General features: G+C 71.6%; 18 protein-coding genes. 12 read left to right on the forward strand and 6 right to left on the reverse strand.

Features of this window, described 5'->3' with window-relative positions:
• Positions 1-294: 294 nt before the first annotated feature.
• Genes ABDZ66_RS03570 through ABDZ66_RS03580 form a run of 3 tightly spaced genes read left to right on the forward strand, consistent with a single transcriptional unit; the run spans position 295 to position 2884 of the window.
• The gene (locus ABDZ66_RS03570; RefSeq protein WP_343756144.1) at positions 295-1236 is read left to right on the forward strand and encodes a metal ABC transporter substrate-binding protein; all 942 of its coding nucleotides are present in this window, start codon (positions 295-297) and stop codon (positions 1234-1236) included.
• A complete protein-coding gene (locus tag ABDZ66_RS03575) occupies positions 1233-2009 on the forward strand; it encodes a metal ABC transporter ATP-binding protein (RefSeq protein WP_343756146.1) in 777 nt (258 codons plus the stop codon). Before ABDZ66_RS03570 ends, ABDZ66_RS03575 begins: the two co-directional genes overlap by 4 nt.
• Positions 2009-2884: a metal ABC transporter permease gene (locus tag ABDZ66_RS03580; RefSeq protein WP_343756148.1), complete on the forward strand. Its 876-nt coding sequence runs from the start codon at positions 2009-2011 to the stop codon at positions 2882-2884. Before ABDZ66_RS03575 ends, ABDZ66_RS03580 begins: the two co-directional genes overlap by 1 nt.
• A gap of 189 nt (positions 2885-3073) precedes the next feature.
• Here the strand turns inward: ABDZ66_RS03580 and guaD are convergent, their stop codons facing one another.
• Genes guaD through ABDZ66_RS03600 form a run of 4 tightly spaced genes read right to left on the reverse strand, consistent with a single transcriptional unit; the run spans position 3074 to position 9041 of the window.
• On the reverse strand, positions 3074-4381 hold the full coding sequence (guaD, locus tag ABDZ66_RS03585; RefSeq protein WP_343756150.1) for a guanine deaminase: 1308 nt from the start codon (positions 4379-4381) through the stop codon (positions 3074-3076).
• Positions 4378-5232: a xanthine dehydrogenase accessory protein XdhC gene (gene xdhC, locus ABDZ66_RS03590; RefSeq protein ID WP_343756153.1), complete on the reverse strand. Its 855-nt coding sequence runs from the start codon at positions 5230-5232 to the stop codon at positions 4378-4380. Before xdhC ends, guaD begins: the two co-directional genes overlap by 4 nt.
• Before the next feature lie 24 nt (positions 5233-5256).
• A complete protein-coding gene (xdhB, locus tag ABDZ66_RS03595; protein ID WP_343756155.1) occupies positions 5257-7608 on the reverse strand; it encodes a xanthine dehydrogenase molybdopterin binding subunit in 2352 nt (783 codons plus the stop codon).
• Positions 7605-9041, reverse strand: a complete 1437-nt coding sequence (locus tag ABDZ66_RS03600) for a xanthine dehydrogenase small subunit (protein ID WP_343756156.1) — start codon at positions 9039-9041, stop codon at positions 7605-7607. Before ABDZ66_RS03600 ends, xdhB begins: the two co-directional genes overlap by 4 nt.
• Positions 9042-9640: 599 nt before the next feature.
• Between ABDZ66_RS03600 and ABDZ66_RS03605 the strand changes: the two genes are divergently transcribed.
• The 5 genes from ABDZ66_RS03605 to ABDZ66_RS03625 all read left to right on the forward strand — a co-directional run bounded on the left by ABDZ66_RS03605 (position 9641) and on the right by ABDZ66_RS03625 (position 16644).
• Positions 9641-11044 carry an MBOAT family O-acyltransferase gene (locus tag ABDZ66_RS03605; RefSeq protein ID WP_343756292.1) on the forward strand — a complete coding sequence of 468 codons (1404 nt, stop codon included), beginning with the start codon at positions 9641-9643 and terminating at the stop codon, positions 11042-11044.
• Positions 11045-11055: 11 nt separating this feature from the next.
• Positions 11056-12234, forward strand: a complete 1179-nt coding sequence (locus tag ABDZ66_RS03610; protein WP_343756158.1) for an alginate O-acetyltransferase AlgX-related protein — start codon at positions 11056-11058, stop codon at positions 12232-12234.
• A 55-nt stretch (positions 12235-12289) separates the two neighbouring features.
• Positions 12290-12913, forward strand: coding sequence for an alginate O-acetyltransferase AlgF (locus ABDZ66_RS03615; protein ID WP_343756161.1), 624 nt, complete (start codon positions 12290-12292; stop codon positions 12911-12913).
• A 262-nt stretch (positions 12914-13175) separates the two neighbouring features.
• Positions 13176-14834 carry an alginate O-acetyltransferase AlgX-related protein gene (locus ABDZ66_RS03620; RefSeq protein WP_343756163.1) on the forward strand — a complete coding sequence of 553 codons (1659 nt, stop codon included), beginning with the start codon at positions 13176-13178 and terminating at the stop codon, positions 14832-14834.
• A gap of 160 nt (positions 14835-14994) precedes the next feature.
• On the forward strand, positions 14995-16644 hold the full coding sequence (locus ABDZ66_RS03625) for an FAD-binding dehydrogenase (protein WP_343756165.1): 1650 nt from the start codon (positions 14995-14997) through the stop codon (positions 16642-16644).
• Between the two features lie 137 nt (positions 16645-16781).
• Here the strand turns inward: ABDZ66_RS03625 and ABDZ66_RS03630 are convergent, their stop codons facing one another.
• Positions 16782-17156, reverse strand: coding sequence for an HU family DNA-binding protein (locus tag ABDZ66_RS03630; protein WP_078305186.1), 375 nt, complete (start codon positions 17154-17156; stop codon positions 16782-16784).
• A gap of 521 nt (positions 17157-17677) precedes the next feature.
• Here ABDZ66_RS03630 and ABDZ66_RS03635 point away from each other — a divergent pair.
• The 3 genes from ABDZ66_RS03635 (at position 17678) to ABDZ66_RS03645 (ending at position 21506) form a co-directional block, all read left to right on the forward strand.
• Positions 17678-19324: a long-chain-fatty-acid--CoA ligase gene (locus tag ABDZ66_RS03635; RefSeq protein ID WP_343756171.1), complete on the forward strand. Its 1647-nt coding sequence runs from the start codon at positions 17678-17680 to the stop codon at positions 19322-19324.
• Positions 19325-19444: 120 nt separating this feature from the next.
• Positions 19445-20449 carry an aldo/keto reductase gene (locus tag ABDZ66_RS03640; protein WP_343756173.1) on the forward strand — a complete coding sequence of 335 codons (1005 nt, stop codon included), beginning with the start codon at positions 19445-19447 and terminating at the stop codon, positions 20447-20449.
• A 70-nt stretch (positions 20450-20519) separates the two neighbouring features.
• On the forward strand, positions 20520-21506 hold the full coding sequence (locus ABDZ66_RS03645; protein WP_343756175.1) for a type I phosphomannose isomerase catalytic subunit: 987 nt from the start codon (positions 20520-20522) through the stop codon (positions 21504-21506).
• Positions 21507-21749: 243 nt separating this feature from the next.
• On the opposite strand, the gene ABDZ66_RS03650 is transcribed toward ABDZ66_RS03645, so the two are convergent.
• Entirely contained in the window at positions 21750-23879 is a 2130-nt protein-coding gene (locus ABDZ66_RS03650; protein ID WP_343756177.1) for a molybdopterin-dependent oxidoreductase, read from the reverse strand.
• 578 nt (positions 23880-24457) lie between these two features.
• Between ABDZ66_RS03650 and ABDZ66_RS03655 the strand changes: the two genes are divergently transcribed.
• A complete protein-coding gene (locus ABDZ66_RS03655) occupies positions 24458-26539 on the forward strand; it encodes a carboxypeptidase regulatory-like domain-containing protein (RefSeq protein ID WP_343756179.1) in 2082 nt (693 codons plus the stop codon).
• Positions 26540-26568 lie beyond the last annotated feature (29 nt).

Below are 26568 nucleotides of genomic sequence, written 5' to 3' on the forward strand. Positions count from 1 at the left end.
CGGACTGGGAAGCATGGCTCATTCTACAGGCCCCCGCCGCGGGAGGCAGCTCCCTGTCCCCAGTCGGGAACGGTGCGGGAGGCTGAGACGGATGCCGTCCGCTTGGGTGACAACACGGGACAGCAGCGGGGTGTCCACTCCACGCCTGACCGTCCGCCGTGCTTCCACTCGCCCTGCTTCGCAGCCCTGCGGGGCGGCCCGGATGGAGTGGTTCTGGCCACCCCTTCCACCGGAGGCCGTCGGACCCGCAGGTTGTAGCTTGACCTAAAACAATTTTTAGGCAAGACTAAAAATATGAAGACGCTGCTGCTCTCCGCCGCTCTGCTGTGCGTGGCCGGCACCCTGTCCGCCTGCGGGCCAGCCGACCCGGCCACCCGGACCACCCCACAGGCCACCCCGCCCGGCGCGGCCCCCACCGACCGACCGCGCGTCCTGACCACCTTCACCATCCTGGCCGACATGGCCCGCAACGTCGCCGGCGACCGCATCGAGGTCGTGTCCATCACGAAACCCGGCGCGGAGATCCACGGCTACCAGCCCACGCCCAGCGACCTGATCCGCGCGCAGGGCGCCGACCTGATCCTGAACAACGGCCTGAACCTCGAACGCTGGTTCACCCGCTTCACGCAGGACAGCGAGGCCCCCACCGTCACCCTCACCGACGGCATCACGCCCGTGAACATCGCCGCCGACGCCTACGCCGGCAAACCCAACCCCCACGCCTGGATGTCCCCGAAAAACGCCCTGATCTACGTCGAGAACATCCGCCGGGCGCTGACCGACCTCGACCCGGCCGGGGCCGACACCTTCCGCGCCAACGCCGACGCCTACGCCGCGCAGATCCGCGAGGTCGACCGGCAGCTCTCCACGCAGCTGGGCCAGCTACCCCCGAACCGCCGCGCGCTCGTCACCTGCGAGGGGGCCTTCAGTTACCTCGCCCGCGACTACGGCCTGAAGGAACTGTACCTGTGGCCCGTCAACGCCGAGGAAGGCCAGGGCACGCCCCGCCAGATCCGCGCCGTGATCGACGGCGTGCGCGCCCAGGGCGTCCCCGCCGTGTTCTGCGAGAGCACCGTCCCGGACAAGGGCATGCGGCAGGTCGCCGCCGAGGCCGGCGCCCGCTACGCCGGCGCGCTGCACGTGGACTCGCTGTCCGACGAGGTCCCCACCTACCTCGACCTGCTACGCCGGGACGCCAGCACCATCCTCGCCGGGCTCACGGGAGAGCGGCCGTGAGCGGCCCCGCGCTGGACGTGCAGGGCGTGAGCGTCGCGTACGGCGGCGGCCGCCTCGCCCTGAGAAGCGCCACGCTGACCCTGCAACCCGGCCGGATCTGCGGCCTGGTCGGCATGAACGGCGCCGGCAAGAGCACGCTGTTCAAGACCATCATGGGCTTCCTGCCGCCGCTGCGCGGGCAGGTGCAGGTGTTCGGGCAGCCCGTCCGGCAGGCGCAGAAGGCCGGCGTGATCGCCTACGTCCCGCAGGCCGAGGACGTCGACTGGGACTTCCCGGTCAGCGTGCGCGACGTGGTCACCATGGGCCGCCAGGGCCGCATGGGCCTGCTGCGCCGCCCGTCCGCCACCGACCGCGAGGCCGTGCAGGCCGCCCTGGCCCGCGTGTCCATGACCGACTTCGCCGAACGGCAGATCGGGGAACTGTCCGGCGGGCAGCGCAAACGCGCCTTCCTGGCCCGCGCACTCGCGCAGGACGCCCGCCTGCTGCTGCTCGACGAACCCTTCGGCGGCGTGGACGTCGGCACCAGCGAGGCCATCACGGGCCTGCTGCGCGACCTCGCGGGCAGTGGCCGCAGCGTCCTGGTCAGCACCCACGACCTGGGCACCCTGGAGAGCTTCTGCGACGACGTGGCCCTGATCGCCGACCGCACCGTCCTGACCGCCGGCCCGACCGCGCAGATCCTCACCGCCGGGAACCTCGCCCTCACCTTCGGGGGCCGCTCGCCGCTGCACGACCCGGCCCGCATTCCCGCCCGCACCCCGGAGGTCCGCTGATGGACGCCCTGCTCACCCCCCTGCTGGCCCCGCTCGGGTACGACTTCATGCTGCGCGCCCTGCTGGTCTCCTCGCTGGTCGGCGCGGTCTGCGCGGTCCTGTCGTGCTTCATCACCCTCAAGGGCTGGTCGCTGATGGGCGACGCCGTATCGCACGCCGTGCTGCCCGGCGTGGTCCTGGCGTACCTGCTGAACCTGCCGTTCGTGATCGGCGCGTTCGTGTTCGGCCTGATCAGCGTCAGCGCCATCGGCTTCATCCAGTCCCGCTCGCGCGTCAAGGAGGACACCGTGATCGGCGTGGTCTTCACGGCCCTGTTCTCGCTGGGCCTCGTGATGATCTCGCGCGTGTCCAGCGACGTGCACCTGTCGCACATCCTGTTCGGGGACGTGCTGGGCATCAGCCAGGACGAACTGTGGCAGACCGTCGTCGCGGGCGCCGTCGCGCTGGGCGCCATCCTGATCCTGCGCCGCGACCTGCTGCTGTACGTGTTCGACGCCACGCACGCCCGCTCCATCGGCCTGAACACCGGCTTCCTGTACGCCGCGCTGCTGGTCATCCTGGCCCTGACCATCGTCAGCGCCCTCCAGACGGTCGGCGTGATCCTGGTCGTCGCCATGCTGATCACGCCCGGCGCGACCGCGTACCTGCTCACGGACCGCTTCAGCCGCATGATGGGGCTGGCCGTGGCGACCGGCGTGCTGTCCAGCCTGCTCGGCACGTACGTCAGTTACTTCCTGGACGGCGCGACCGGCGCGTGCATCGTCCTGACGCAGAGCGTGCTGTTCGGACTGGCGTTCCTGTTCGCCCCGAAACACGGCCAGCTGGCCCGCCGCCGCCAGCAACGCCTGGAACGCGAGGCGGAATTGCAGGGCTGAAAGGATTCCGATGGAACGGTCTGCAGACCGTTCCATCCGGGCGGAGCGAGCAGGAACAGAGCGGGGTCCGGGCGTGGAGTTCTCCACCCGGTGATGGTTCCGGGTGGAGGACGAAACAGACGGACTCCACACGAGGCACAGCAAGAGGCGCGCCCCTGGATTGACCGGGGGCGCGCCTCTCAACTGGATTCAGCCGCCCAGGACGGTGTCCCCGCCGATCCAGACGCGGGCGACGTCGGCGGGCGTGCCGGTGGCGAAGGCGGCGGCCAGGGCGCGCTCGGGGCTGCTGGCGTGGCGGAACACGGCGTCCAGGGGCGTGCCGGGCGCGGGGTTCAGGTGCACGGCGTCGAAGGCGCGGCCCGGCTGGAAGGACCCGGTGTGCGGCAGGTCCAGCGCCTCGGCCCCGGCGAGCGTGGCGAGGTACAGCAGGTGCGCGGGGCTCAGGGGGACGCCGCCGGGCATCAGGTTCTGCATGAAGTGCGCCTGCAGGCCCTCCTTGAGCAGGCTGAAGCCGGTGCCGCCGCCCACGTCGCTGCCCAGCGAGACGTGCACGCCGGCGTCCAGGTGGCGGCGCAGCGGGAAGAAGCCGCTGCCGAGCGCGGAGTTGCTGCACGGGCAGTGCGCGGCCGTGCAGCGGTGCGCGGCCATGACGCCCAGTTCGCGGTCGGTCGGGTGGACGTTGTGCGCCAGGACCGAGTGGCGGCCGACCAGTCCGGCGCGTTCGTAGGTGTCGAGGTAGTCGCGGGCGCCGGGGAACAGGTCCCGGACCGTCTGGATCTCGCGGGTGTTCTCGTTGATGTGGCTGGTGAAGCGCACGCCGGGAAAGTCCCTCATCAGGGCCGCGCAGGCGTCCAGGATGCCCTCGCTGGCCGACAGGCTGAAGCGGGGCGTCACGGCGTACAGGGCGCGGCCCGTGCCGTGCCAGCGTTCGATCAGGGCGCGGCCCTCGTCGTAGGCGCGCTGGGGCGTGGTGTGCAGTTCTTCGCGCAGCAGGCGGTCACTGACGACCAGGCCGGTCACGGCGCGCAGGCCGGTGCGGGTGGCCTCCTCGAAGAAGGCGTCCACGGCGCCCGCGAAGTGCGAGCCGAACACCAGCGCGGTGGTCGTCCCGGCGCCGATCAGCCCGCCGATGAAGTCGCGGGCCACGCCGCGCGCGTAGGCGAGGTCGGCCATGCGGGCCTCCTCCGGCAGGGCGCACTGGTCGAGCCAGTCGAGGAGCGGCAGGCCCAGCCCGCCGATCACACGCACCTGCGGGTAGTGGACGTGCGTGTCGATGAAGCCCGGCAGCAGCAGGCCGCCGCGCAGGTCGGTGACGGGCGCGTCCGGGTGGGCAGCGCGCACCTCTGCGAAGGAGCCGGCGGCGCGGATCACGCCGTCCTGGACGAGCAGGCCGCCGTCCGACTGGGCGTCCAGCGCGTCCGGGTGCGTGAAGGGGTTACGGGGCGTGTGCAGGTAGGTGGCGCGGTACAGGGTGGGGGCGGTGGAGGGGGAGGTCATGGGGTCCTTTCTGGGGCGGCGGGCAGCGTCGGGAGGACAGGTGCGGCCTGAATGAGCGGGAGGAGTTGAGCGGCGACGGCCAGCGCGATCACGGCCGGGTGCTTGCGCTGCGGGCCCCGGGTCAGGTCCGGCAGGCCGATGGGTGTGGTGACGCGCGCCAGCGCGGCGGGCGGGTGGCCCAGGTCGCGCAGTTGCGTCTGGAAGCGGGTCCACTTGGCGGACGAGCCGATCAGGCCCACGAAGCCCAGGTCCGGTCGGCGCAGCGCGGCGTCGATCAGGGCGGCGTCCTCGGCGTGATCGTGCGTCATGACGATCAGGTGCGTGCCGGCGGGCAGGTCGTGCAGGGTCATCTCGGGAATCGGGGAGTGGTGGACGTGCAGGGTCGCGGCGGCGTCCGACAGGACAGACAGGCGTTCCGGGGTCAGCTGCGCGGCGCGCGAGTCCACGAGGTGCAGGTGCAGCGGCAGGCGCGACAGGATCCGCGCGAGTTCCAGGCCCACGTGCCCCACGCCGAACACCGCGACGTGCGCGCGGGCCGCCTGCATGGGTTCGAGCAGCAGGGTGACCTCGCCGCCGCAGCACTGGCGGCCGTGGTCGTTCGCGGCGCGGTCGGTCAGGCGCAGCGTCAGCAGGTCCGGTGTGGTCGCGCCGGTCGCCAGCAGGGCGCGGGCGCGGTCCACGGCGGTCGCCTCGAGGTTCCCGCCGCCCACGCTGTCCCAGGTGTGTTCGGCAGTGACCAGCATCTTCGCGCCGGCCTCGCGGGGCGTGTGCCCGCGCGCGGCGGCGACCGTGACGAGCACGCCCGCCTCGCCCCGCGCGTGCAGGGCGTTCAGGGCCTCGCGCCAGTTCATGCGGGGCCGCCGCGCACGCGGGCGTCAGTCACCGGGCACCTCCTGCGGGCGGGCCGCGCGGGCCGCGTCCAGCGCCCAGTACACGGCCTCGGGTGTGGCGGGACTGTTCAACAGGGTGCTGTGGCCGGGCGGGCCGAAGGCGGCGCAGGCCTCGCGCAGCGCCTCGCGGGCCGAGATCGCCAGCATCAGCGGCGGTTCGCCCACGGCCTTGGAGCCGTACACCACGCCGCTCTCCGTGGCGCGTTCCAGCAGGCCCACGTTGAACTGCTCGGGCAGCTCACTGAAACTGGGCAGTTTGTACGTGCTGGCCGACTGCGTCTGGAGGCGACCCCGGTTCGGGCCGTCGGACTCGTCCCAGCGGAGTTCCTCCAGGGTCAGCCAGCCCAGGCCCTGCACGTACCCACCCTCCACCTGCCCCAGGTCGATCAGCGGCGAGAGGCTGTCCCCGACGTCGTGCAGCAGGTCGGCGCGGCGCACGCGGTACGCGCCGGTGAAACCGTCCACCTCGACCTCGGTGACGCTGGCCCCGTAACTGAAGTACTTGAACGGCTCGCCCTGCATCGCCACGCGGTCCCAGTGCAGGCCCGGCGTGCGGTAGAAACCCGCCGCCCACAGGGGCGTGCGCCGGTGGTACGCGTCGTGCACCAGCGTCTTCCAGTCCAGACTGCGGTCCGGATGCCCGATGGGGAACACGCGCCCGGCCTCGAAGCGCACGTCGTCCGGGTGCACGCCGAGCGTTCCGGCGGCCACGGCGGCGAGGTTCGCGCGGATCTGGTCGCAGGCGTCCTTGACCGCCCCGCCGTTCAGGTCCGCGCCGCTGCTGGCGGCGGTGGCGCTGGTGTTCGGCACCTTGTCGGTCCGGGTCGGCGCGAGGCGCACCGAGGACAGCGGGACGCCCAGCGCGGTCGCGGCGACCTGCATCATCTTGGTGTGCAGGCCCTGGCCCATCTCGGTGCCGCCGTGGTTGATCAGCACCGAGCCGTCCTTGTACACGTGCACGAGCGCGCCCGCCTGGTTGTACGCCGTGAAGTTGAACGAGATTCCGAACTTGACCGGCGTGACGCTCAGGCCGCGTTTGCGGTGCGGGTGCGCGGCATTGAACGCGGCGACTTCCGCCTGCCGTTCCCGGAAGTCGCTGCGCGCCAGCAGCTGCGCCCACAGGTCGTGCATCCGCTCGGCGTGCCGGACGGGCTGGCCGTAGGGGGTCGCCTCGCCCGGCTGGTAGAAGTTGCGCCGCCGCAGCTCGTGGGCGTCCAGGCCCAGCAGCGGGGCCACGCGGCCCAGGATGTCCTCGGTGACCAGCATGCCCTGCGGCCCGCCGAAGCCCCGGAAGGCCGTCTGCGAGGTCTTGTTCGTCCGGGCGATCCGCCCGCGCGCGTGCACGTGCGGAATGAAGTACGCGTTGTCCAGGTGGCACAGGGCGCGCGCCATGACCGGCTCGGACAGGTCGAGGCTCCAGCCGCCGTCGCTGGTCAGGGTGACCTCCAGCGCCGTGAAGCGCCCGTCGGTGTCGAAGCCGGCCTTCCACTCCGCGTGGAACGGGTGGCGTTTGCCGGTCTGGGTCATGTCCAGCGTGCGGTTCAGGCGCAGCCGGACGGGTCGTCCGGTCAGGGTGGCTCCCAGCGCCGCGACCGCCGCGTAGCCGTGCGGCTGCATCTCCTTGCCGCCGAAGCCGCCACCCATGCGCAGGCACTGCACGGTCACGGCGCTGGACGGCAGTCCCAGGACGTGCGCGGTGATCTCCTGCGTCTCGGTCGGGTGCTGCGTGCTCGACTGGATGAACACCTGCCCGGCCTCGTCCACGTGCGCGAGCGCGGCGTTCGTCTCGAGGTAGAAGTGCTCCTGCCCGCCGATGTCGAACTCGCCCGTGAACACGTGCGCGGCCTGCGCGAAGCCGACCGTCACGTCACCGCGGCTCAACGTGGACTGCGCCCCCTGGAAGGCGTCCTGCGCGATGGCCTCGCGGACCGTGATGACCGACGGGAGCGGCTCGTAGGTGACGCGCACGGCGGCGGCCCCCAGCCGGGCGGCGTCCTCGGAATCGGCCAGCACCCACGCGACCGGGTGACCGTGGTACATGGCCTCCGTGGGGAACAGCGGCTCGTCGCCCTTCACGCCCGCGTCGTTCACGCCGGGTACGTCGGCGGCCGTCAGGACCCGCACGACGCCCGGCACGGCCAGCGCGGCCCCCGTGTCCAGGCCCGTGACCCGCGCGTGCGCGTGCGGCGACCCGACCGGCCACGCGTGCAGCAGGTTCTGGAGCCGCACGCCCAGGTCGTCGGTGTACAGCGCGTGCCCCGTGACGTGCAGCGCGGCGCTCTCGTGCGGGATGGCCTCGCCCACGGGCGCGGCGTCCGGGCGTTCATGCAGACTCATGCGCCCACCTCCTGTGCCTGCGTGGCGGTGTCCTGCGATTCGAACCAGAATTTCAGCAGGCTCTGTTCCAGCATCGCGGCGCGGTAGGCGGCGCTGGCGCGGTGGTCGCTCAGGGGCGTGCCGGTCTGCCCCAGCAGCCGGGCGGCCGCCCGGACGGTCGCCTCCGTCCAGGGCTGCCCCTCCAGCGCGGCCTCTGTTTCATGGGCTCGCAGGGGCGTGGCGGCCACGCCGCCCAGGCCGATGCGGGCGCGCGTGACCACGCCCTCCTGCACGTCCAGCGCGTACCCCACCGCCACGCTGGAGATGTCGTCGAAACGGCGCCTGGCGATCTTGTGAAAGGCGGTCAGCGGCGAGAGCGGCAGCGGAATCCGCACGGCGGCGATCAGTTCGCCGGGCTGCCGCACCGTCTGGCGGTAGCCGGTGAAGTAATCAGCCAGCGGCACCTCGCGCACGCCGTCCGGGCCGACCAGCCGCACCGAGGCGTCCAGCGCCAGCAGCGCGGGTGGGCTGTCCCCGATGGGCGACGCCGTGCCCAGGTTGCCGCCCAGCGTGGCGGAGTTGCGGATCAGGCGGCTGGCGAACTGCGGGAACCACCCAGCCAGCAGCGGCACGCGGCCACCCAGGCGGCGTTCCAGCTCGCTGAGACTGTGCCCGGCGCCCAGCAGCAGCGAGTCCGCACCGGCCTCGAACACCCGCAGTTCCGGCAGGTGGTCCACCGCGACGGTCACGGTGGCCCGCGCGTGGCGCAGGTTCACCTCCACGCCCCAGTCCGTGCCGCCGGACAGCACCTTCGCGTCCGGGTGCGCGGCCAGCAGGTCCAGGGCTTCAGCCAGGGTCGCGGGGCGGTGGAACGCGCCGTCCGGGGCGCTCAGGGCTGTGGGGCGCGGGGCCGGGGCGGGCCGGGCGCGGCGCGCGGCGAGGGGGTCAGTGGCGTCCGGTGTGCCCAGGGCGTACGCGGCGTCCGCGATGGGGCGGTAGCCGGTGCAGCGGCACAGGTTCCCGCTCAGGGCGTGCAGGTCGAAGCCGTTGGCGGCGCCGTGCTGGCCGTCCACGCGGTCCGGGCGCAGGTACTCGGCGGCCATGCTGACCACGAAGCCCGGCGTGCAGTACCCGCACTGCGACCCGCCCCGCACCGCCAGTTCCTGCTGCGCCGGGTGCAGCGCGGCGGGCGAGCCCAGGCCCTCGCTGGTCACGACCTGCGCGCCGTCCACGGCGGCCAGCGTCACCAGGCAGGCGTTCACGCTGTCCCAGCGTGTTCCGCCCTGCCCGTCGTCGCGGGCGATCAGGACCGCGCAGGCGCCGCACTCGCCCTCGGCGCAACCTTCCTTGCAGCCGGTCAGTCCCTGCGCCCGCAGCGTGTTCAGGAGGTTCGTGTGCGCGCCGGCGGGCACCTCGCGCGGCTGGCCGTTCACGGTCAGGTTCACTGTCTGCATGTCGCTCCTTGACCACCCTTCGTGCGGTGGAGAACACCCGGCGCCCGGCGCCCACCGGCCTGAAGGCCATCAGGGGCGGACGCATGGTTCACGCCGGACGCGGTGTCTGGGGCGGGCCACTGGTTATCCATGCAGAACAGCGGCCTGATTGGGTACGTTTCACAGGATACCTCTCGCGGCGCCGAAACAGAAGAACCGACCCCGTGCAGGGCGCACGACCGGCGGCCTGCGTCTGTCATACGCACTCCGGTTGAACGGTTTACCCAACCCGTTCCATCCGAGCGAAACGACCCGAAGAGCGGCTCCGCAGCGTGGGAGCCCAGAGGACTGCCGGGCGCGGAGTGAGCCACCCGCTGAAGTTCCGGGTTGTCAGCGAACCAACCGGAGATCAGCCGTCTTCCAGCATCCCGCCCGGGAACCCCACCCCGGCACGGGCCGCGCGTCGCCGGGATTCCGGAGCGCGGGGGATCAGCTGGGGCAACGGGCAGACCCCGTGTGAAGAATGCCGTATTAAATGCCCAGGCCGTGAGGATTGAGATGTGGACCGCTCCCTATGGTGACAGTCAGACCTTACCTGGCTTCATTCACTGGTGACTTCAATGATTTTCAGCTCTTACATCTTCTTACTCGCGTTTCTTCCTCTGTTCCTGCTCGTCTACGCGGTCACCCCCACGCGCTGGCGCTCATGGACCATCCTGGCCGGCAGTCTGCTGTTCTACGCCTGGGCGGCACCCGCCGCGCTGGGCCTGCTCATCACCGTCATCGTGTTCGCCTACCTGATCGGCGGCCGGGTGTTCGCCAGCGCGGGCCGTGCCCGCTGGACCTGGCTGACACTGGGCGTGGTGGGCAACCTCGCGCTGCTGGGGTACTTCAAGTACGCGAACATGGCCGCCGCCAGCACCAACGCCATCCGCGACGCGCTGGGCATGGACCCGTTCCTGTGGCAGCACGTCCTGCTGCCCGTCGGCCTGTCGTTCTACATCTTCCACGCGATCAGCTACCTCGTGGACCTGCACCGCGGCACGGCCCAGCCGCCACGCAACATCATCGACTTCGGCGCGTTCGTCAGCCTGTTCCCGCACCTCGTGGCCGGACCGATCCTGCGCTTCAACCAGCTGGCCGACCAGTTCCACGAGCGCACCCACACGCCCGCCAAGTTCGCCGGGGGCACCCAGCGCTTCATGATCGGCCTGAGCATGAAAGTCCTGCTCGCCGATCCGCTGGCACCCCTGGTGAACGCCGCGTACACGACCGCGCAGCCCAGCGCCGCCGACGCGTGGCTCGGCTCGGTCGCGTACACCCTGCAGCTGTTCTTCGACTTCGCCGGGTACAGCCACATGGCCATCGGGTTGGCCCTGATGCTGGGGTTCCGTTTCCCCGAGAACTTCCTCGACCCGTACACCGCCACCTCGATCACGGCGTTCTGGCAGCGCTGGCACGTCAGCCTGGGCACCTTCCTGCGCGAATACGTGTACATCCCGCTGGGTGGCAACCGTCACGGCCTGACCCGCACCAACCTGAACCTCTTTCTGGTCATGACCGTGGGCGGCCTGTGGCACGGTGCGAACTGGACGTTCGTGCTGTGGGGCATGTGGAACGGCGCGTTCCTGGTGCTCGAACGCGTGCTGAAGAAGAAGTTCGGCCGCCCCCCGCCCCCGGTCTGGTACTCCATGCCGAAGGTCATGCTGATCGTGATCCTGGGCCGCGTGCTGTTCCGCAGTGACAGCGTCGCCCACGCCGGAGAGGTCTACCGCGGCCTCGCGGGCCTGAACGGCGGCCCCCTGACGCCCGGCGTGGCGCTGCTCGTCACGCCCGAACGGCTGGCCGTGATGCTCGCGGGGGTCGCCGTGATCTACGGCGTTCCGGCCCTGCGGGCCCGCCCGCACCTGCTGCGACCCGCCGTGAGCACCGCCGGGGCGTACGCGCTGGTCCCGCTGTTCCTGTTTGCCGTCGCGACCCTCGCCGCGCAGCAGTACGCGCCGTTCCTGTACTTCCAGTTCTGAGGTTGCCTGCCATGACGACCCCCACGACCCCGACCAAGACCGCGGCCCCGCCCGCCACGCCGGCGGATGCCCGCACCGGCACCCTGCGTGACGCCGCCCTGGCGCTGCCCGGCCCCGCCCGCCTCGCGGCCCTGACCCTGCTGCTGCTCCCCCCGGGCGGCCTGATCGCGGCCGTGGTGAGCCTGTGCACGCCCGACCCGCACCACCCGGTGCCCGTCAGTGCCCGCGCCCTGGGCAGCGGCGAGACCTTCAAGGCGCTGGAGCGGCACCTGGACGCCAACCTGCCCGGCCGGGACGCAGTGATTGGCGTGGTGAACACCGCCCGGTACCTCACGACGCGCGGCGGCAGCGACGAGGTCACGCTGGGCGCGGGCGGCTGGCTGTTCCTGCGCAGCGAACTCGCCGCGCCCCCACGGCAGGCCGCGCACCTGCGCGAGCGGGCCGACCTGATCGCCGACCTGAACCGCGACCTGCAGCGGCGGGGCGTGACGCTGCTCGTCGCGGTCAGCCCCAACAAGAGCCGCGTGCAGGCCGCGCAGCTGCCCGGCGGCGCCCTGCCGGGCTGGACGACGAACACCTACGCGGACTTCCAGGCGCTGCTGCGCGGGCGCGGTGTCCACAGTGTGGACCTCCTGACGCCCATGCAGCGGGCCGCCCGCACGGACGCGCAGTATTACCGCACCGACACCCACTGGAACCAGGACGGCGCCCGCACCGCCGCGCAGGCCACCGCGCAGGCCATCCGCGCCCTCGCCCCCGACCTGCCACCCACCGCGTTCACCACGAGCGCTGCGCCCACCGCGCCACGCCCCGGCGACCTGCTGCACCTGATGGGCCTGCAGGTCACGCCTGACGCCCTGCGCCCCCACGCCGACACCGAGGCCACCGAGACGACCGTCGCCGCGGGCGGCGACCTGGGCGGCGGCCTGCTCGGCGACGCCCCGCAGGTCCTGCTCGCGGGGACCAGCTACGGCCTGCGCGGCAACTACCACGGCGCGCTGCAACAGGCGCTGGGCAGCGCGGTCCTGAACGTCAGCCGCGAGGGCGCGGACTTCAGCGGCAGCCTGCGCCCCGCCCTGCGCGACCCGGCCTTCCAGGCCGCCCCGCCCCGCGTCCTCGTGTGGGAACTGCCTGAACGGTTCCTGCCCCTCCCGCTGGACGAGGAGGACCACATCCCCCTGGCCCCCTGACCCCCTCCTGCCCGCTCCCTGACACCGTCCTCACTCCCTCACGCGAGGTCCCCACATGAAGACTGCCCTGCCCGAGACTGCCCTGACCGCCGCCCTGCTGCTCCTGTGTGCCGCCCACGCCCAGGAGGCCCTCTACGCCCCCGCCCCGCCCGCCGGTTCCGCCTTCGTGCGGGTCGTGACCGTGGATGGCGGTCGTACCGTCACCCTCGACGGCCGCCCCTTCCTGAGCGCCGCGAAGTCCCGCACCGTCAGCCCCTACCAGATCGTCCCGCAGGGCCCCCACACCCTGCGGGCCGGGAGTACCACCCTGAACCTGAACGTGCAGGGCGGCGCGTACCACACCCTGGTGCTGCGCGGCGGGAAACTCAGCGCCCTGGGGGCCGAGCAGCCCGGCGGGGTCACCCGCGCCCGCCTGACCCTGTACAACCTCAGCGACGCGCCGGCCTCGCTGATGACCGCGGACGGCCACACGCGCCTGCTGCCGGACGTGCCGGCCGGCGCCATGAAATCGATGAATGTCAATGCCGTGAGCGCCGCGCTGGGTGTGTTTGCCGGGTCGGCGCCCCTGCAGACGTTCCCGACCGAGGCCCTGCGCGCCGGCGCGAGCTACAGCGCCTTCGTGTTCGGCACCGGCCCGGCCCGCACCACTGTGTTCATCACGCCCGGCCGAAAAGACTGAGCCCGCCCTGTTTGCCCTTATACGGATTCCGTTTGTTTCGCCGACAATCCGGAAGTTCACCGGATTGCCAGCTCCACGTCCGGAACCCGTTTTTCTCCTGCTCGCATCCGCTCGGATTGAATGGTCTTTGCAGCCCATTCAATCGGAGTCCGTATTACTGATCCGCCGCTGTGCGCGTCGCTTCGCGCGGTTGGAACGCCCCTCCGGTCCACGCCGCCCGGCGGTACCCGCACCCACCTCTTTCCGAAAGGACCCCCTGACCATGCCCCGTTCCCTGACCATCCTGACCGCTGCCCTGCTGTTCGCCCTCCCAGAGGCCCGCGCGGCCACGCCCACGCCCGCCACCGACGTGCCAGCCAGCTGCGGCACGACCCTTGCCCAGAAAGCCTGGATGTTCCAGGGGCAGCGCGGCTACTTCTTCTACGGTGACGAACTGTCTGGCCTGTGGATGCAGCGCCCGTGGGCCGAGGCCCGCAGCACCTTCGTGCCCGGCGCCGTCAGGCTTGCGGCGACCCTGAAAGCCCGGGGCGTCACGCTGGTGCTGGCCCCCGTGCCGCCCCGATCCTTCGTGACGCCCGGGCAGCTCAGTTCCGCCAGCCCCGCCCAGAAGGCCTTCGACACCAAGGCCGCCCAGGCTTTCTACGCGGGACTGGTCGCGGACCTGCGCGCCGCCGGCGTGCCGACCGCGGACCTCCTGACGCCCGCCGTGCAGCAGGGGGACGCCGGGCTCTTCCGTCAGGACATCCACTGGACGCCGCAGGGCGCGCAGGCCGCCGCGCAGGCCGTGACGGCAACTGTCGGGACGCTCAGGCTCCTGCCTTCCCAGGACGCGTTCGTGAGCCTCAGATCCGGCACCGTCACCCGTCAGGTGCAGGATCAGCCGGTGCTGGGGCAGCTCGCCACGCTGTGCGGTCTCACGGTCGCGCCGGAAACGTATGCGGAGTACCAGACGCGGCCCGCCGGCGCGCTGGTGGCCGCTCCGGGGAATTTCGGCGCGAGCGAGGGCACGGTACGCTGGGCGTTCGGGCCGGTTGCGGGCGTGTCGTACGCGGTGAAGGCGGCCGGTCCGGTCACCGTGGACGCCACCTTCGAGACGCCCCTGGAGGGGCAGGGGGTCGAGGTGCGGGCCGGCGGGAAGGTGCTCGACACCATCCAGGGCCTGAAGCGGGGTGAGAACGTCACCCGCCGGTGGACCGTGGACGCCGCGGCCGGCGGCAACGACCTGGAGTTCCGCTTTGCCGATTACAACGGTGGCCGCACCACCTTCGCGCCCGGAGACGGGCGCCCGATGGCCGTGATCTTCAAGAAGCTGACCGTGACGTCCAGCGACGTCACGGTGGACCTGGTGAAAGGGGACAGCGCGGGCAGCGGCCTGCTGGCGGGCGCGGCGGATGTGGTGCTGGTCGGGGCCAGTTCATCGCTGCCGTCCCTGAATTTCGCGGGTTTCCTTCAGGAGGGACTGGGCGTCCGTGTCGACAACGTGTCGTTCGGGGGAGCGGGGGTATTCTCGAGCCTGAAAGACTACCTGCTCGACGACGCATTCACGCAGAGCCGACCGAAGGTGCTGATCTGGCAGGTGCCGCTGCTGGGCGGGGAGGATACTGCCGAGGCGGACCTGCGTTTCGTGACGGCCGCCGCGCTGGGCGCCCGCGGCGGCGTCACGGCCAGCGGCACGGGTCAGGTCGGACTGGACACCGGCAACCTGACCCCACGTGCGGTTCGCGTGCATGCCGCCGACGCTGCCGTGCAGGCCGTGACCGTCACGGTCACGACCGACAGCGGCACGAGGACCTTCCGGATTGTGAACTCAGATCGCATGACGCACCGCCAGGACTTCCTGCTCAGCCTCGACGGCCTGGGGAAGGTAAAGCGCGTGGACGTGAAGGCCAGCGGCGCACTGACACTCGACGTGACCCCCTGACCACGGCGCCCGGCGCGGCCACCCGGTGCCCCCGCCCTCTGTGGGGCACCGGGTGGCTCATGCCCTGTCCCGGGCGCCGGCTGCCCGACGAAGGGGGGAGCGGCGCCGGGCATGCGTCACAATGGGGAACAGACGCATGGCGCAACGGAGGGCCACAGGAATGGACGCAGACATCATCGTGGTGGGAGCCGGACTGGCCGGACTGGTCGCCGCGGCCGAGGCCGCCGACGCCGGGAAGCGCGTGCTGCTGCTGGACCAGGAAGGAGAGCAGAACCTGGGCGGGCAGGCATTCTGGTCATTCGGGGGCCTGTTCCTGGTGGACAGCCCCGAGCAGCGCCGCCTGGGCATCCGCGACAGCCGCGAGCTGGCCCTGAGCGACTGGATGACCACCGCCGGTTTCGACCGGCCCGAGGATCACTGGCCCCGGCAGTGGGCGCAGGCGTACGTGGACTTCGCGGCGGGCGAGAAACGCGCGTGGCTGGCCGCGCAGGGCCTGAAACTGTTCCCGGTGGTCGGCTGGGCCGAGCGGGGCGGGCAGGGCGCGCTGGGGCCGGGAAACAGCGTGCCGCGCTTCCACATCACCTGGGGGACCGGGCCGGGCGTGGTCGAGCCGTTCGAGCGGCGCGTGCGCGCCCACCTGCTGTCCGGGCGCATCCGCGCGCACTTCCGGCACCGGGTGCGGGAACTGGTGTTCGACGGTCCGGCCGTGGCGGGCGTGCGCGGCGACGTGCTGGAAGCCTCGCAGGTCGCGCGAGGCGAGGCGAGCTCCCGCGTGGTCGTCGGGGACTTCGACCTGCGGGCCGGGGCGGTCATCGTGACCTCCGGCGGGATCGGCGGGAACCACGACCTGGTGCGCCGCAACTGGCCGCGCGAACGGCTGGGGGAACCCCCGGCGTTCATGGTGGCGGGCGTCCCCGCGCACGTGGACGGGCAGTTGCAGCAGACGGTGCACGCGCAGGGCGCGAACCTGATCAACCCGGACCGCATGTGGCATTACACCGAGGGCCTGCGCAACTGGAACCCCATCTGGAAGGGGCACGGCATCCGCGTGCTGCCGGGGCCCAGCAGCCTGTGGCTCTCCCCGGGCGGCGAGCGGCTGCCGTACCCGCACGCACCGGGCTTCGACACGCTCGGCACCCTGACGCACATCACCACGCGCGGCTGGCCGTACACATGGTTCGTGCTGAACCGCGCCGTCATCAAGAAGGAATTCACGCTCAGCGGGAGCGAACAGAACCTCGACCTGACGGAACGGGACATCCGCGCCACGCTGGGCCGCGTGGGCAGCCGCGTGTCGCCCAGCGTGCAGGCCTTCATGGATCAGGGCGAGGACTTCGTGGTCCGCGACACCCTGGACGACCTGCTGCGCGGCATGGCCGACCTGACCGGCGACGGCCTGCTGGACCCCGAACAGGTGCGCCGCGAGATTCACGCGCGCGACGCGGCCCTGGCCAACCCCTTCGGGAAGGACCCGCAGATCACCGCGCTGCGCGGCGCCCGCGCCTACCTGGGCGACCGGCTGGTGCGCGTGGCGAAACCGGGACCGCTGCTGGACCCGCGGGGCGGGCCGCTGATCGCCGTGAAACTGAACATCCTGACCCGCAAGACCCTCGGCGGCCTGGAAACCGACCTGAGCGCGCGCGTGCTGGGTCAGGGCGGGCAGCCCATTCCCGGCCTGTACGCGGCGGGCGAGGTCGCGGGCTTCGGCGGGGGCGGCGTGCACGGCTACCGCGCGCTGGAAGGCACCTTCCTGGGCGGCTGCATCTTCAGCGGCCGGATCGCGGGCCGCGCCGCCGCCGGGGCCGTGTAATCGGACTCCGGTTGAAGGGCTTGCAAAGCCGCTGGGTCCGAGCGGACGCGACTCGGAGAGCTGCTCCGCAGAGGAGCCACAAGAAGGGAGGCGCGGCCGCAGTGGCCGCGCCTCCCTTCGAACGGTCAGGCCGTTTCTTAGAGGTTGCCCTTGAGGGTGCTGGCGACCTTGAAGGCCACTTTCTTGCCGGCGGGAATCTGGATCTTCTCGCTGGTGCCGGGCTTGACGCCGGTGCGGGCGGCGGTGGCCTTGACGCTCAGGGTGCCCAGGCCGGGCAGGCCGACGCTCTGGCCGCCCTTGATGGCGCCCACGATGACGTCCAGCATGGCGCTGACGGCTTCCTCGCTCTGCTTCTTGGTCAGGCCGGTCTTGTCGGCGACCATTTCCACGAGCTGGGTCTTGGCGACCTTGGTGCTCTCGGCCTTGGGGGCGGCCTTGGCGGCGGGAGCGGCCTTGGCAGCGGGCTTCTTGGCGGGGGCTTTAGCAGACTTTTTCGTCATGGTGAGCAGCATGACATACCGCCGCGCCCTTGGGAAGGGGGGGGAGGGAACGGGAATGCCCGCCAGCACGTTCTTCCCGCTGACGCAAATCGAAAAAACGCGTGTCACACGCTGATTTGCCGAATCCCTGAATTCGTGCGTGTGGCACGGCAGAACCGCTTGATGAAGGTCCACTCCGGCTGCGGGGCAGGTGCGTGAGAAAACCGGCGGGTCAGGACGGAGCCTGCACGCGGCGCCGCGGGGAGCAAAACGGGTTCCGGGCGTGGAGCTGGCATCCCGGTGCGGAAGCGGGCGGTCAACGGACCCGACGGCATCCGTTATAGACAGGTGCGCGGATGGGGCGGACCGGCCTGAGACGCACGAATTCCACCCGGCCGGGCGGTCCGCTGCCGGGGGCGGGTGACCCGGCGCGCAGACGCTGCGTCCACACCAGGAGAACTGCGCTACACTCGGTTCATCCACAACCTGTTTCTGGCGGTCCAGCGGCACTTGTTGGGCTTCGGCGGGCCGCCACGCATCTCACGGAGGTACCTATGACGACCGCTCCCGCTCCGACCCGCTACTGGCCCGCCGGTAAACCCCGTTCCCTGACGCTGCCTGCCACCGGCCTGATGCACAGCCTGCACGTGACCGCCGAACGCTACCCCGACAAGGTCGCCCTGTGGCACTACGGGAATGAGATCACGTACCGCGAACTGCGTGAGCAGGCCGAGCGGCTGGCCGGGCACCTCGCCTCGCAGGGCGTCGGGCAGGGTGACCGGGTGGCCGTGTGGATGCAGAACAGCCCCGCGTGGGTGATCAGCGCCTTTGCCGCGTGGCACCTGGGCGCGGTGGTGGTGCCGCTGGCGCCCATGCTGCAGGCCCGCGAGTTCGGGTTCTTCCTGCAGGACGCCGGGATTCGCGTGGGCGTGGTCGGCGCGGAACTGTACGAGCGGGCCAGGCAGGGCGGGCTGGCGCACGCGGTCGTGGCGAACATCATGCGCGGCACGGACCCCGCGTGCGGCGTTCCCATCCCCGACGGTCTGGACGTGGAACCCGAGCTGCAGGGCGACGACGTGACCCTGGAAACCGCGCTGAAGGCCAACCCCGTCCCGATGGCGAACGTGACGGCCGCGGACCTGTGCATCATGCCGTACACGTCCGGCACGACCGGGCTGCCCAAGGGCTGCATGCACACGCACAGCAGCGTGCAGGCCAACGTGTTCGGCGCGGGCGTGTGGGTGGACAGCACCGTCGAGGACGTGTTCCTGGCGGCCCTGCCGTTCTTCCACGTGACGGGGTTCATCAATTCGCTGATGGGCGGCGTGACCAGTGGCGCGCGCGTGGTGATCATGTCCCGCTGGGACCGGGACGCGGCCCGCACCCTGATCCGCGAGCAGGGCGTGACGCTCTGGACGAACACGCCCACCATGATCATCGACCTGATGGCCTCCCCGAACTTCGACCCGGCGGACCTGGGGTCGCTGCGCAGCGTCACGGGCGGCGGGGCCAGCCTGCCGGCGTCGGTCGGGCAGCGCCTGCTGGACCTGACGGGCATCATGTTCCTCGAGGGGTACGGCCTGTCCGAGACGATGGCGCAGTCGCACAGCAACCCCAGGGGCCGGCAGAAACTCCAGTGCCTGGGCATTCCGCTGTTCAACGTGGATTCCCGCATCGTGGACATCGAGACCGGGCAGGAACTCCCGGCCGGGCAGACGGGCGAGATCGTGATCCGGGGACCGCAGGTGATGCAGGGCTACTGGAACCGCCCCGACGCGACCGCCGAGGCGTTCATGGAGATCGACGGACAGCAGTTCTTCCGCACGGGCGACCTGGGGTACATGGACGACGAGGGGTACTTCTTCTTCGCGGACCGCCTCAAGCGCATGGTGAACGTGTCCGGCATGAAGGTCTGGCCGGCCGAGGTGGAGAACCTGCTGCACGGCCACCCGGCCATTCAGGAGGCCTGCGTGATCAGCGTGCCGGACGAACGCAGCGGCGAACGCGCCCGCGCGCTGGTCGTGCTGCGCCCCGGCATGAGCGCCACGCCCGCCGAACTGGAAGCCTGGGCGCGCGAGCAGATGGCCACGTACAAGGTCCCGCGCGACTGGCAGTTCGTGGACAGCCTGCCCCGCAGCCCCACCGGCAAGGTCGCGTGGCGGCAGTTGCAGGAGGCCGCGCGGGCCCAGATGGCCTCCTGAGCATCCGCAGCCCGGGCAGCGGGCAGGCGCGTCCCGGTCACGATCAGCCGGGACGCGCCTGCCCGCTGTCAGAATGGGCGTCCGTCCGGCTCCACTCCCCCCCCTCGCGAGGTGCCCTGCATGACCTACCAACCGAACCCGCAGCGTTACGAGGCCCTTCCCTACCGCCGCGCGGGCCGCAGTGGCCTGCGGCTGCCGGCCGTGTCGCTGGGCCTGTGGCATAACTTCGGCGGCGTGGACCGCTTCGAGAACGCCCGCGCGATGGTCCGCACGGCCTTCGACGCCGGGATCACGCACTTCGACCTGGCGAACAATTACGGGCCGCCGCCCGGCAGCGCCGAGGAGACCTTCGGGCGGCTGCTGCGCGGGGACCTCGCGCCGTTCCGGGACGAGCTGATCGTGTCCAGCAAGGCCGGGTACACCATGTGGCCCGGCCCGTACGGCGACTGGGGCAGCCGCAAGTACCTGCTGGCGTCCTGCGACGCGAGCCTCAGGCGGCTGGGTCTGGAGTACGTGGACGTGTTCTACCACCACCGGCCGGACCCGGACACGCCGCTGGCGGAGACGATGGGAGCGCTCGATCAGATCGTGCGGAGCGGGCGGGCGCTGTACGTGGGTGTCAGCAACTACCCGGCGGCGCGGCTGCGCGAGGCGGCCGCCATCCTGCGGGACCTGGGCACGCCGTTCGTGCTGAACCAGCCGAGTTACTCGATGTTCAACCGCTGGCTGGAACCCGACGGCCTGATCGGCGCGCTCGACGACGAGGGCGTGGGCGCGGTCGTGTTCAGTCCGCTGGCGCAGGGCCTGCTGAGCACCCGTTACCTGAATGGCATTCCCGGCGATTCCCGCGCGGCGAGCGCCACCGGGTTCCTGAAGGCGGACGCCGTGACCCCGGAGCGGATCGCGCAGGTCCGTGCGCTGAACGACGTGGCCGCCGCGCGCGGGCAGACGCTGGTGCAGCTGGCGCTGGCGTGGGTGCTGCGCTGGCCGCAGGTGACGAGCGCCCTGATCGGCGCGAGCCGCCCCGAGCAGATCACCGACGCGGCCGGAGCCCTGAACGCCCCGCCCCTGACCGAGGCGGAACTGGAGGCCATCGAGGCGATCCTGAGCGGGGCGCCCGCGTGACTCCTGGGTACACTCTTCAAGACTGACCCGGCTCTCCAACCCTGCCCCCACTCCCCAAAGGACGCCCGCCATGACCCACCCGACCAGCGCCGACCTGCCCGCCTTCCTGCCGCTCACGCCCCGCTACCAGGCGCGGGTGTGGGGCGGTGACCGCCTCGCCCCGCCCGCCCCGGACGGCACGCCCATCGGGGAGGCCTGGATTGCCGACGGGCAGAGCGTCGTGAGCGGCGGCCCGCTGGCCGGGCGGACCGTCGCGGCCGTCATGCAGGCGCACCCGGCCGCGCTGCTGGGCGCCGGGCAGGACGCACGGGACGGCTTCCCGCTGCTGATCAAGCTGCTCGACTGCCGCGACTGGCTGAGCGTGCAGGTCCACCCGGACGACGCGCAGGCCCGCGAGATGGTCGGCCCCGGCGAGCGCGGCAAGACCGAGGCGTGGCACTTCCTGCACGTGGAACCCGGCGCGGAACTGCTGGCCGGCGTGCAGCCCGGCACGACCCCGCAGGCCCTGGCGGACGCCATCCGGGGGGGCGGCATCCTGAACCTCAGTCAGCGGCACCGGCCGCAGGAGGGAGACACGCTGTTCATCCCGGCCGGCACCCTGCACGCCCTGGGGCCGGGGCTGCTGCTGTACGAGGTGCAGCAGGCGAGCGACACCACGTACCGCGTGTTCGACTGGGACCGCCCCGCCAGCGCCGGACGCGCCCTGCACCTAGAGGAGAGCGTCGCCGTGACCGACCCGGCCCGGCAGGGAGAGCTGCGCACGGCCGCGCAGACCGGCGGGCTGGGGGAACTGGTCCGCTGCGGGCCGTTCACGCTGAACGGCGTCGCGGGCGGAATCGAGCAGAACACCGGGGGCCGCTTCGCGCTGGTGACGGTCGTGAGCGGCACGCTGACCCTGCGCGCCGGCAACGAGACCCTGACCCTGGACACGCACCAGACCGCGCTGATTCCCGCCGCGACCGGCCCGTACCGCCTCGACGGGCACGGACGGGCGCTCGTCGCGCAGCCGGGCGTGGGGCCAGCGGAGAGCGGGGGCAGCGATCCCTCACGGGGCTGAACCGACATCAAGCCTGAGCACAGGCCCCCGGCGTGATCTGCCGGGGGCCTGTGTTTGTGTGCCTCTGTATGGACCGGGGCGAAGGTCAGCCACCCACTCCTCGTCCGTCATACGGATTCCGTTTGTTTCGCCTACAATCCGGAACTTCACCGGATTGCCGGCTCCACGTCCGGAACCCGCCCCTCTCCCACTCGCTTCGCTCGGATTGAACGGGCTTTGCAGCCCCTTCAATCGGAGTCCGTATCAGTCGGCGGCGCTCTCCCCCACCTGCTCGGCAGCGTGGACGGTGATGGGGGTGCCGTTCACGGCGGCGTTGCCGGTCAGGGCATCGATGCGCGTGGGGTCGGTCAGGTCGTTCAGGCTGGCTCCGGCGTGCCGGGCGGCGGTGCTCAGGCGGGTGCCGCCGCGGGCGTGGCCGAAGCCGTGCGGGAGGCAGGCGACGCCGGGCATGACGGTGTCCGTGATTTCCAGCGGCGCGGTGATCTCGCCGACGCGGGAGCGGATCAGGACGGTCTGGCCGTGTTCGAGGCCCTGGGCGTCGGCGGGGTTGAGTTGCACGGTGCAGCGGTCGGGGCCGCGCATCAGGCGGGGCGTGTTGTGCATCCAGGAGTTGTTGCTGCGCAGTTGCCGGCGGCCGATCAGGACCAGCGGTTCCGGGGGCTGGTCGAGCGTGGCGCGCAGGCGGGGCAGGTCGGCGAGCATGGGGGCGGGCGCGAGGTGCAGTTCGCCGGTGGCGGTCAGCAGGCGGCCGGGCAGGCAGGGTTGCAGCGGGCCGAGGTCCACGCCGTGCGGGTTGGCTTTCAGGTCGTCCAGGGTCAGGCCGCTGCGGCCATGGGTCAGGCCGGCACTCAGGCGCTGTTCGGGCGTGGCGAGGGCCCGGCCGGTCAGGCGCTGCACGAGGCCGTCGAAGATCTGGAAGTCGAAGCGCTGGTCGGGGCGGATGGGGAAGACCGGCTGGGAGTAGCGGGCGGTGTTGCGCACGGCGAAGTGGTGGAAGATCACGTCGTAGTGCGGGACTTCCAGGCCGAAGGCGGGCGGCAGGATCACGTGGGCGTGGCGGGTGGTCTCGTTCAGGTACGGGTCGATGCTGACCATGAAGTCCAGGCTCCCGAGGGCGCGGTCCAGGGCCTGGCCGTCCGGGACGGACAGGACGGGGTTCCCGGCGACCGTGATCAGCGCGCGGATCTGGCCGTCGCCGGGCGTCAGGATTTCTTCGGCCAGGGCGACGTTCGGGAGTTCACCGTCGAATTCCGGCAGGCCGCGCACGCGGGTGTGGTGGCGGCCGTGGTGGGTGGCGCCGGCTTTCGCGCCGGCGAGCAGGTCGAAGGCGGGGGCGGGGAACATCGCGCCGCCCACCGCATCCAGGTGGCCGGTGACGGCGTTCAGGGCGTTCACGAGCCACTGGCACAGCCCGCCGAATTCCTGGATGCTCAGGCCGATGCGGCCGTACGCGGCGGCGCGGGGCGCAGCAGCGAAGGCGCGGGCGAGTTCGCGGGTCACGCCGGCACTGACGCCCGTGCGGGCCTCCACCGCTTCCGGCGTGAAGGGAGCGGCGGCGGCCTTCAGGGAATCCAGGCCGGTCATGACGCCGCCCAGGTGCGCGGTGCGCTGCAGGCTGCTGGCGAAGACCTCGTTCAGCAGGGCCAGCAGGAACAGGGCGTCGGTGCCGGGGCGGATGTGGTGGAAGTCCGTGGCGTACTCGGCGCTCTCGGTGCGGCGCGGGTCGAGCAGCACGACGCGCCCGCCGCGTGCGCGGATGGCTTTCAGGCGGTCGCGGATGCCGGGCGCGGTCATGATGCTGCCGTTGCTGGCGAGCGGGTTGGCGCCCATCATCAGGAAGAAGTCGGTGCGGTCCACGTCCGGTATGGGCAGCAGGAGCGGATGCCCGAACATCTCGGCGCCCGCGAAGTGGTGCGGCAGCTGGTCGATGCTGGTGGCGGTGTAGCGGCTGCGGCTGCCCAGGGCTTTCAGGAACGCCCCGGCGGACAGCAGGGTGCCGCTGTTGTGCACGCTGGGGTTGCCCTGGAAGGTGGCGACGGCGTCCGCGCCGTGCTGCTCCCGCACGGCCCGGAGTTGCGCGGCGACGTGGTCGAGGGCCGCGTCCCATTCCATGGGTTCCCAGTGGTCACCGACGCGGCGCATGGGGGTTTTCAGGCGGTCGGGGTCGGCGTGCAGGTCCGGCAACGCCGCGCCCTTGGGGCAGATGTGGCCGCGGCTGAGGGGGTCGTCGGGGTCGCCGCGCACGTCGGTGACGCGGCCGCCCTGCACGGTGATCTTCAGGCCGCAGATGGCCTCGCACAGGTTGCAGGCGCGGTAGTGAATGCCGTCGGGGGCGGGGGGGCTGGCGTGCGGGTGGGTGGGATCGGGTGTCATGGGGGACCTCCGTGGGGTCCGGTCGGGCGACCGGGGAAGCGGGCGGGGGCCGGCGTGCCTTGCGTTGGTGCGGCGCGTGGGTCCAGCAGGGGGGCGGGATGAGGCGGCAGGTGGAACCAGGCCGCGCCCGGGGGCATGGGGGTTCCGGCGTCCGTCCGGACCACGGCGGGCGAGACCGGTGGCCTGAGCGGTGAACTGTGGACTGGGTTCAGTATGGCAGTTCTCTGCACGGCCGGTCATGCGGGACACCCTGGCCGTTCCGGGTGGGCGCGTCCCCCGGGGCGGTGGGCGTCAGGTCTGCCTTCGCGGCCGCCACTCAGGAACGGGAGGTGCGCCACGACGCTGTTCCCGCGGGCAGCAGTGGTGCGGACCACAGCAACGGTGACTGGGCGGGCTTCCACACCCCTCTAGTCAGGTGAGTGGACGCCCAGCTGACACCTTGACAGTTCTGCTTGACCCGCCCCCCCGGTCCCGCGTAGGCTCCCCCTCACGAGTCATACACGATTCGGCCAGCTTTCTCAGACACTCCCTGGAGCTTCTGAACCAGAAACCGGCCGTCCATCTCTGCTGTTCAGTCTGTGCGCCCGGACCTGAACCGGCACGGCCGCCCCTCCCCGCGCGCCCTCATCAAGGAGTCACCCCACCCCATGGCCCTGAAACCCAGCTCCGTCGGCACTGCCCTTCTGCTCGGCACCCTCCTGATCGGTTGCGGCAGCACCCCGCCCAGCGACACCGCCGCCCCCACCCTCAACCTCGTCGCCACACCCAACCCCGTCACCGCCGAGGGCACCTTCACCCTGAACGCCGACGCCAAGGACGACACCGGCGTCACCCGCGTCGAGTTCTTCGAGGGCAGCACCAAACTCGGTGAAGACACCGCCGCGCCCTTCGAGTGGCCGGTGCCCGTCAACGCCGTCATGAACGGCAAACGCACCTACGCCGCCAGCGCCTACGACGCCGCCGGCAACAAGACCAGCACAAGCACCGAAGTCACGGTCGCCATCACCGCCACCACCGCCCCCCTCAGGGGCACGGTCGTGGACCAGAACATCGGCGCGCCCGTCGCGGGCAGCACCATCACCGTGCTGCGTGAAGGCAAGGCGCTCGGCACCGTCACCACGGGCGCCGACGGCACCTTCACCCTCAGCGGCCTGAGCGCCGGCACGTACGACCTCAAGGCCCGCAAGAGCGGCATGGCCGGCTCGGACCTGTACGGCGTGACGGTCGGCACCGACACGCCCAGCGTGAGCCTCGTGCAGCGCCCCGCCTTCGAGACGAGCGCCACGACCGACCCCACCAAACTGGTCATCACCCGCGCCGACGGCAGCCCCATCGCGGGCGCGACCTTCACGGACAAGGTGGACTTCCGCATCAAGACCGCCGCCGACAGCAACCACGTCGGCCCGGTCCGCATCATGTACGCGCAGCTGGGCCGCACCCCCGGCAGCGGCAGCGTGACCGGCTCCACGACCGCCAGCAACTGGAACTACTCGCCGCCCCAGGACCAGACCGGCGTGATCGACACGGACAAGGTGACCACCAGCGGCAACTTCACCGCCGGGTTCGGCAGCGCCACCGGCGAGCGCGTCTACCTGGAAATCATGACGGTGGACTTCAACTACAACTACGCCCGCTACGTCGTGCCGATCAACCTGATCAACACGGGCGCGGCCGCGGCCCCCACCGTGACCGCCCCGACCGGCGTGGCCGCCACCGCCTTCACCCTGAAGCAGGAAGGCTCGTGGACCACCCCCTACGGCGTGCCCACCCCGGACGCCGCCCCGAACGGCAGCGGTGTGTTCGTGGAGGTCCGCTGGTGCTACACCAACGTGGCCGCCAAGCCCTTCGCGTTCGACATCGAGCGCTCCAGCGACGGCACGACCTTCACGAAGATCGGCACGGTGGGCGGCGGCGCGGACGCGGCGGCCTGCAACGCCGACCAGTCCCTGCGGCCCTTCAACTTCAAGGACACCAGCGCTGACCTGAGCGTCGGGAAGACCTTCACGTACCGCGTCAAGGCGCGCGGCGCGAACACCGTGGCCGGCACGGACAGCAAGACCACGCCCCTGGCGCAGTTCACGCCGACCTTCATCGCCCCGGCCGACGAGACGACCGGCGTGAGCCTGACCCCCACCTTCGTGATCGGCCAGAACCAGACCGCCATCGGCGCGGACGGCGCGGCATACAACCTGAGCGTCACGGACCTGATGACGCAGGGCGGCTACACCCTGCCCGGCAGCGCCGGCAACGCCCTGATCCGCGTGGAGGAAGGCACCGGCACGGCCGGGAACGGCATTCCCGCCGGGCAGTCCCTGGTGTTCACCCGCACCGGCACCCGCTTCGGCGGCCCCACCACCGCCGCCAGCATCCTGACCGACACCAGCGGACGGTACCTGGCCAGCAAACCCAACCTGTTCCCGGTCGACACGGCCGCGCATACCGTCAGCATGCCCTGGAACGTGCTGGTCAGCACGCCCCTGCAGGCCCTGCGCCCCTACAAGTGGCAGATGAACTCCGGCGTGGCGTACAAGTACGCGCCCACCGAAGGCAACCGCATCTCGGCGTACTCGGTGTACACCTGGCAGTCCGGCCTGGTCGGCCCGATCAACCAGACGCGCGCCGTGAACCTCAACTGGGATTTCATCACCGGCGAGAAGTGACCCCCGGCCGCCCCCGTTTCCCCACCGCA

Origin of the sequence: Deinococcus depolymerans (assembly GCF_039522025.1) — a bacterium.
Lineage (GTDB): Bacteria > Deinococcota > Deinococci > Deinococcales > Deinococcaceae > Deinococcus > Deinococcus depolymerans.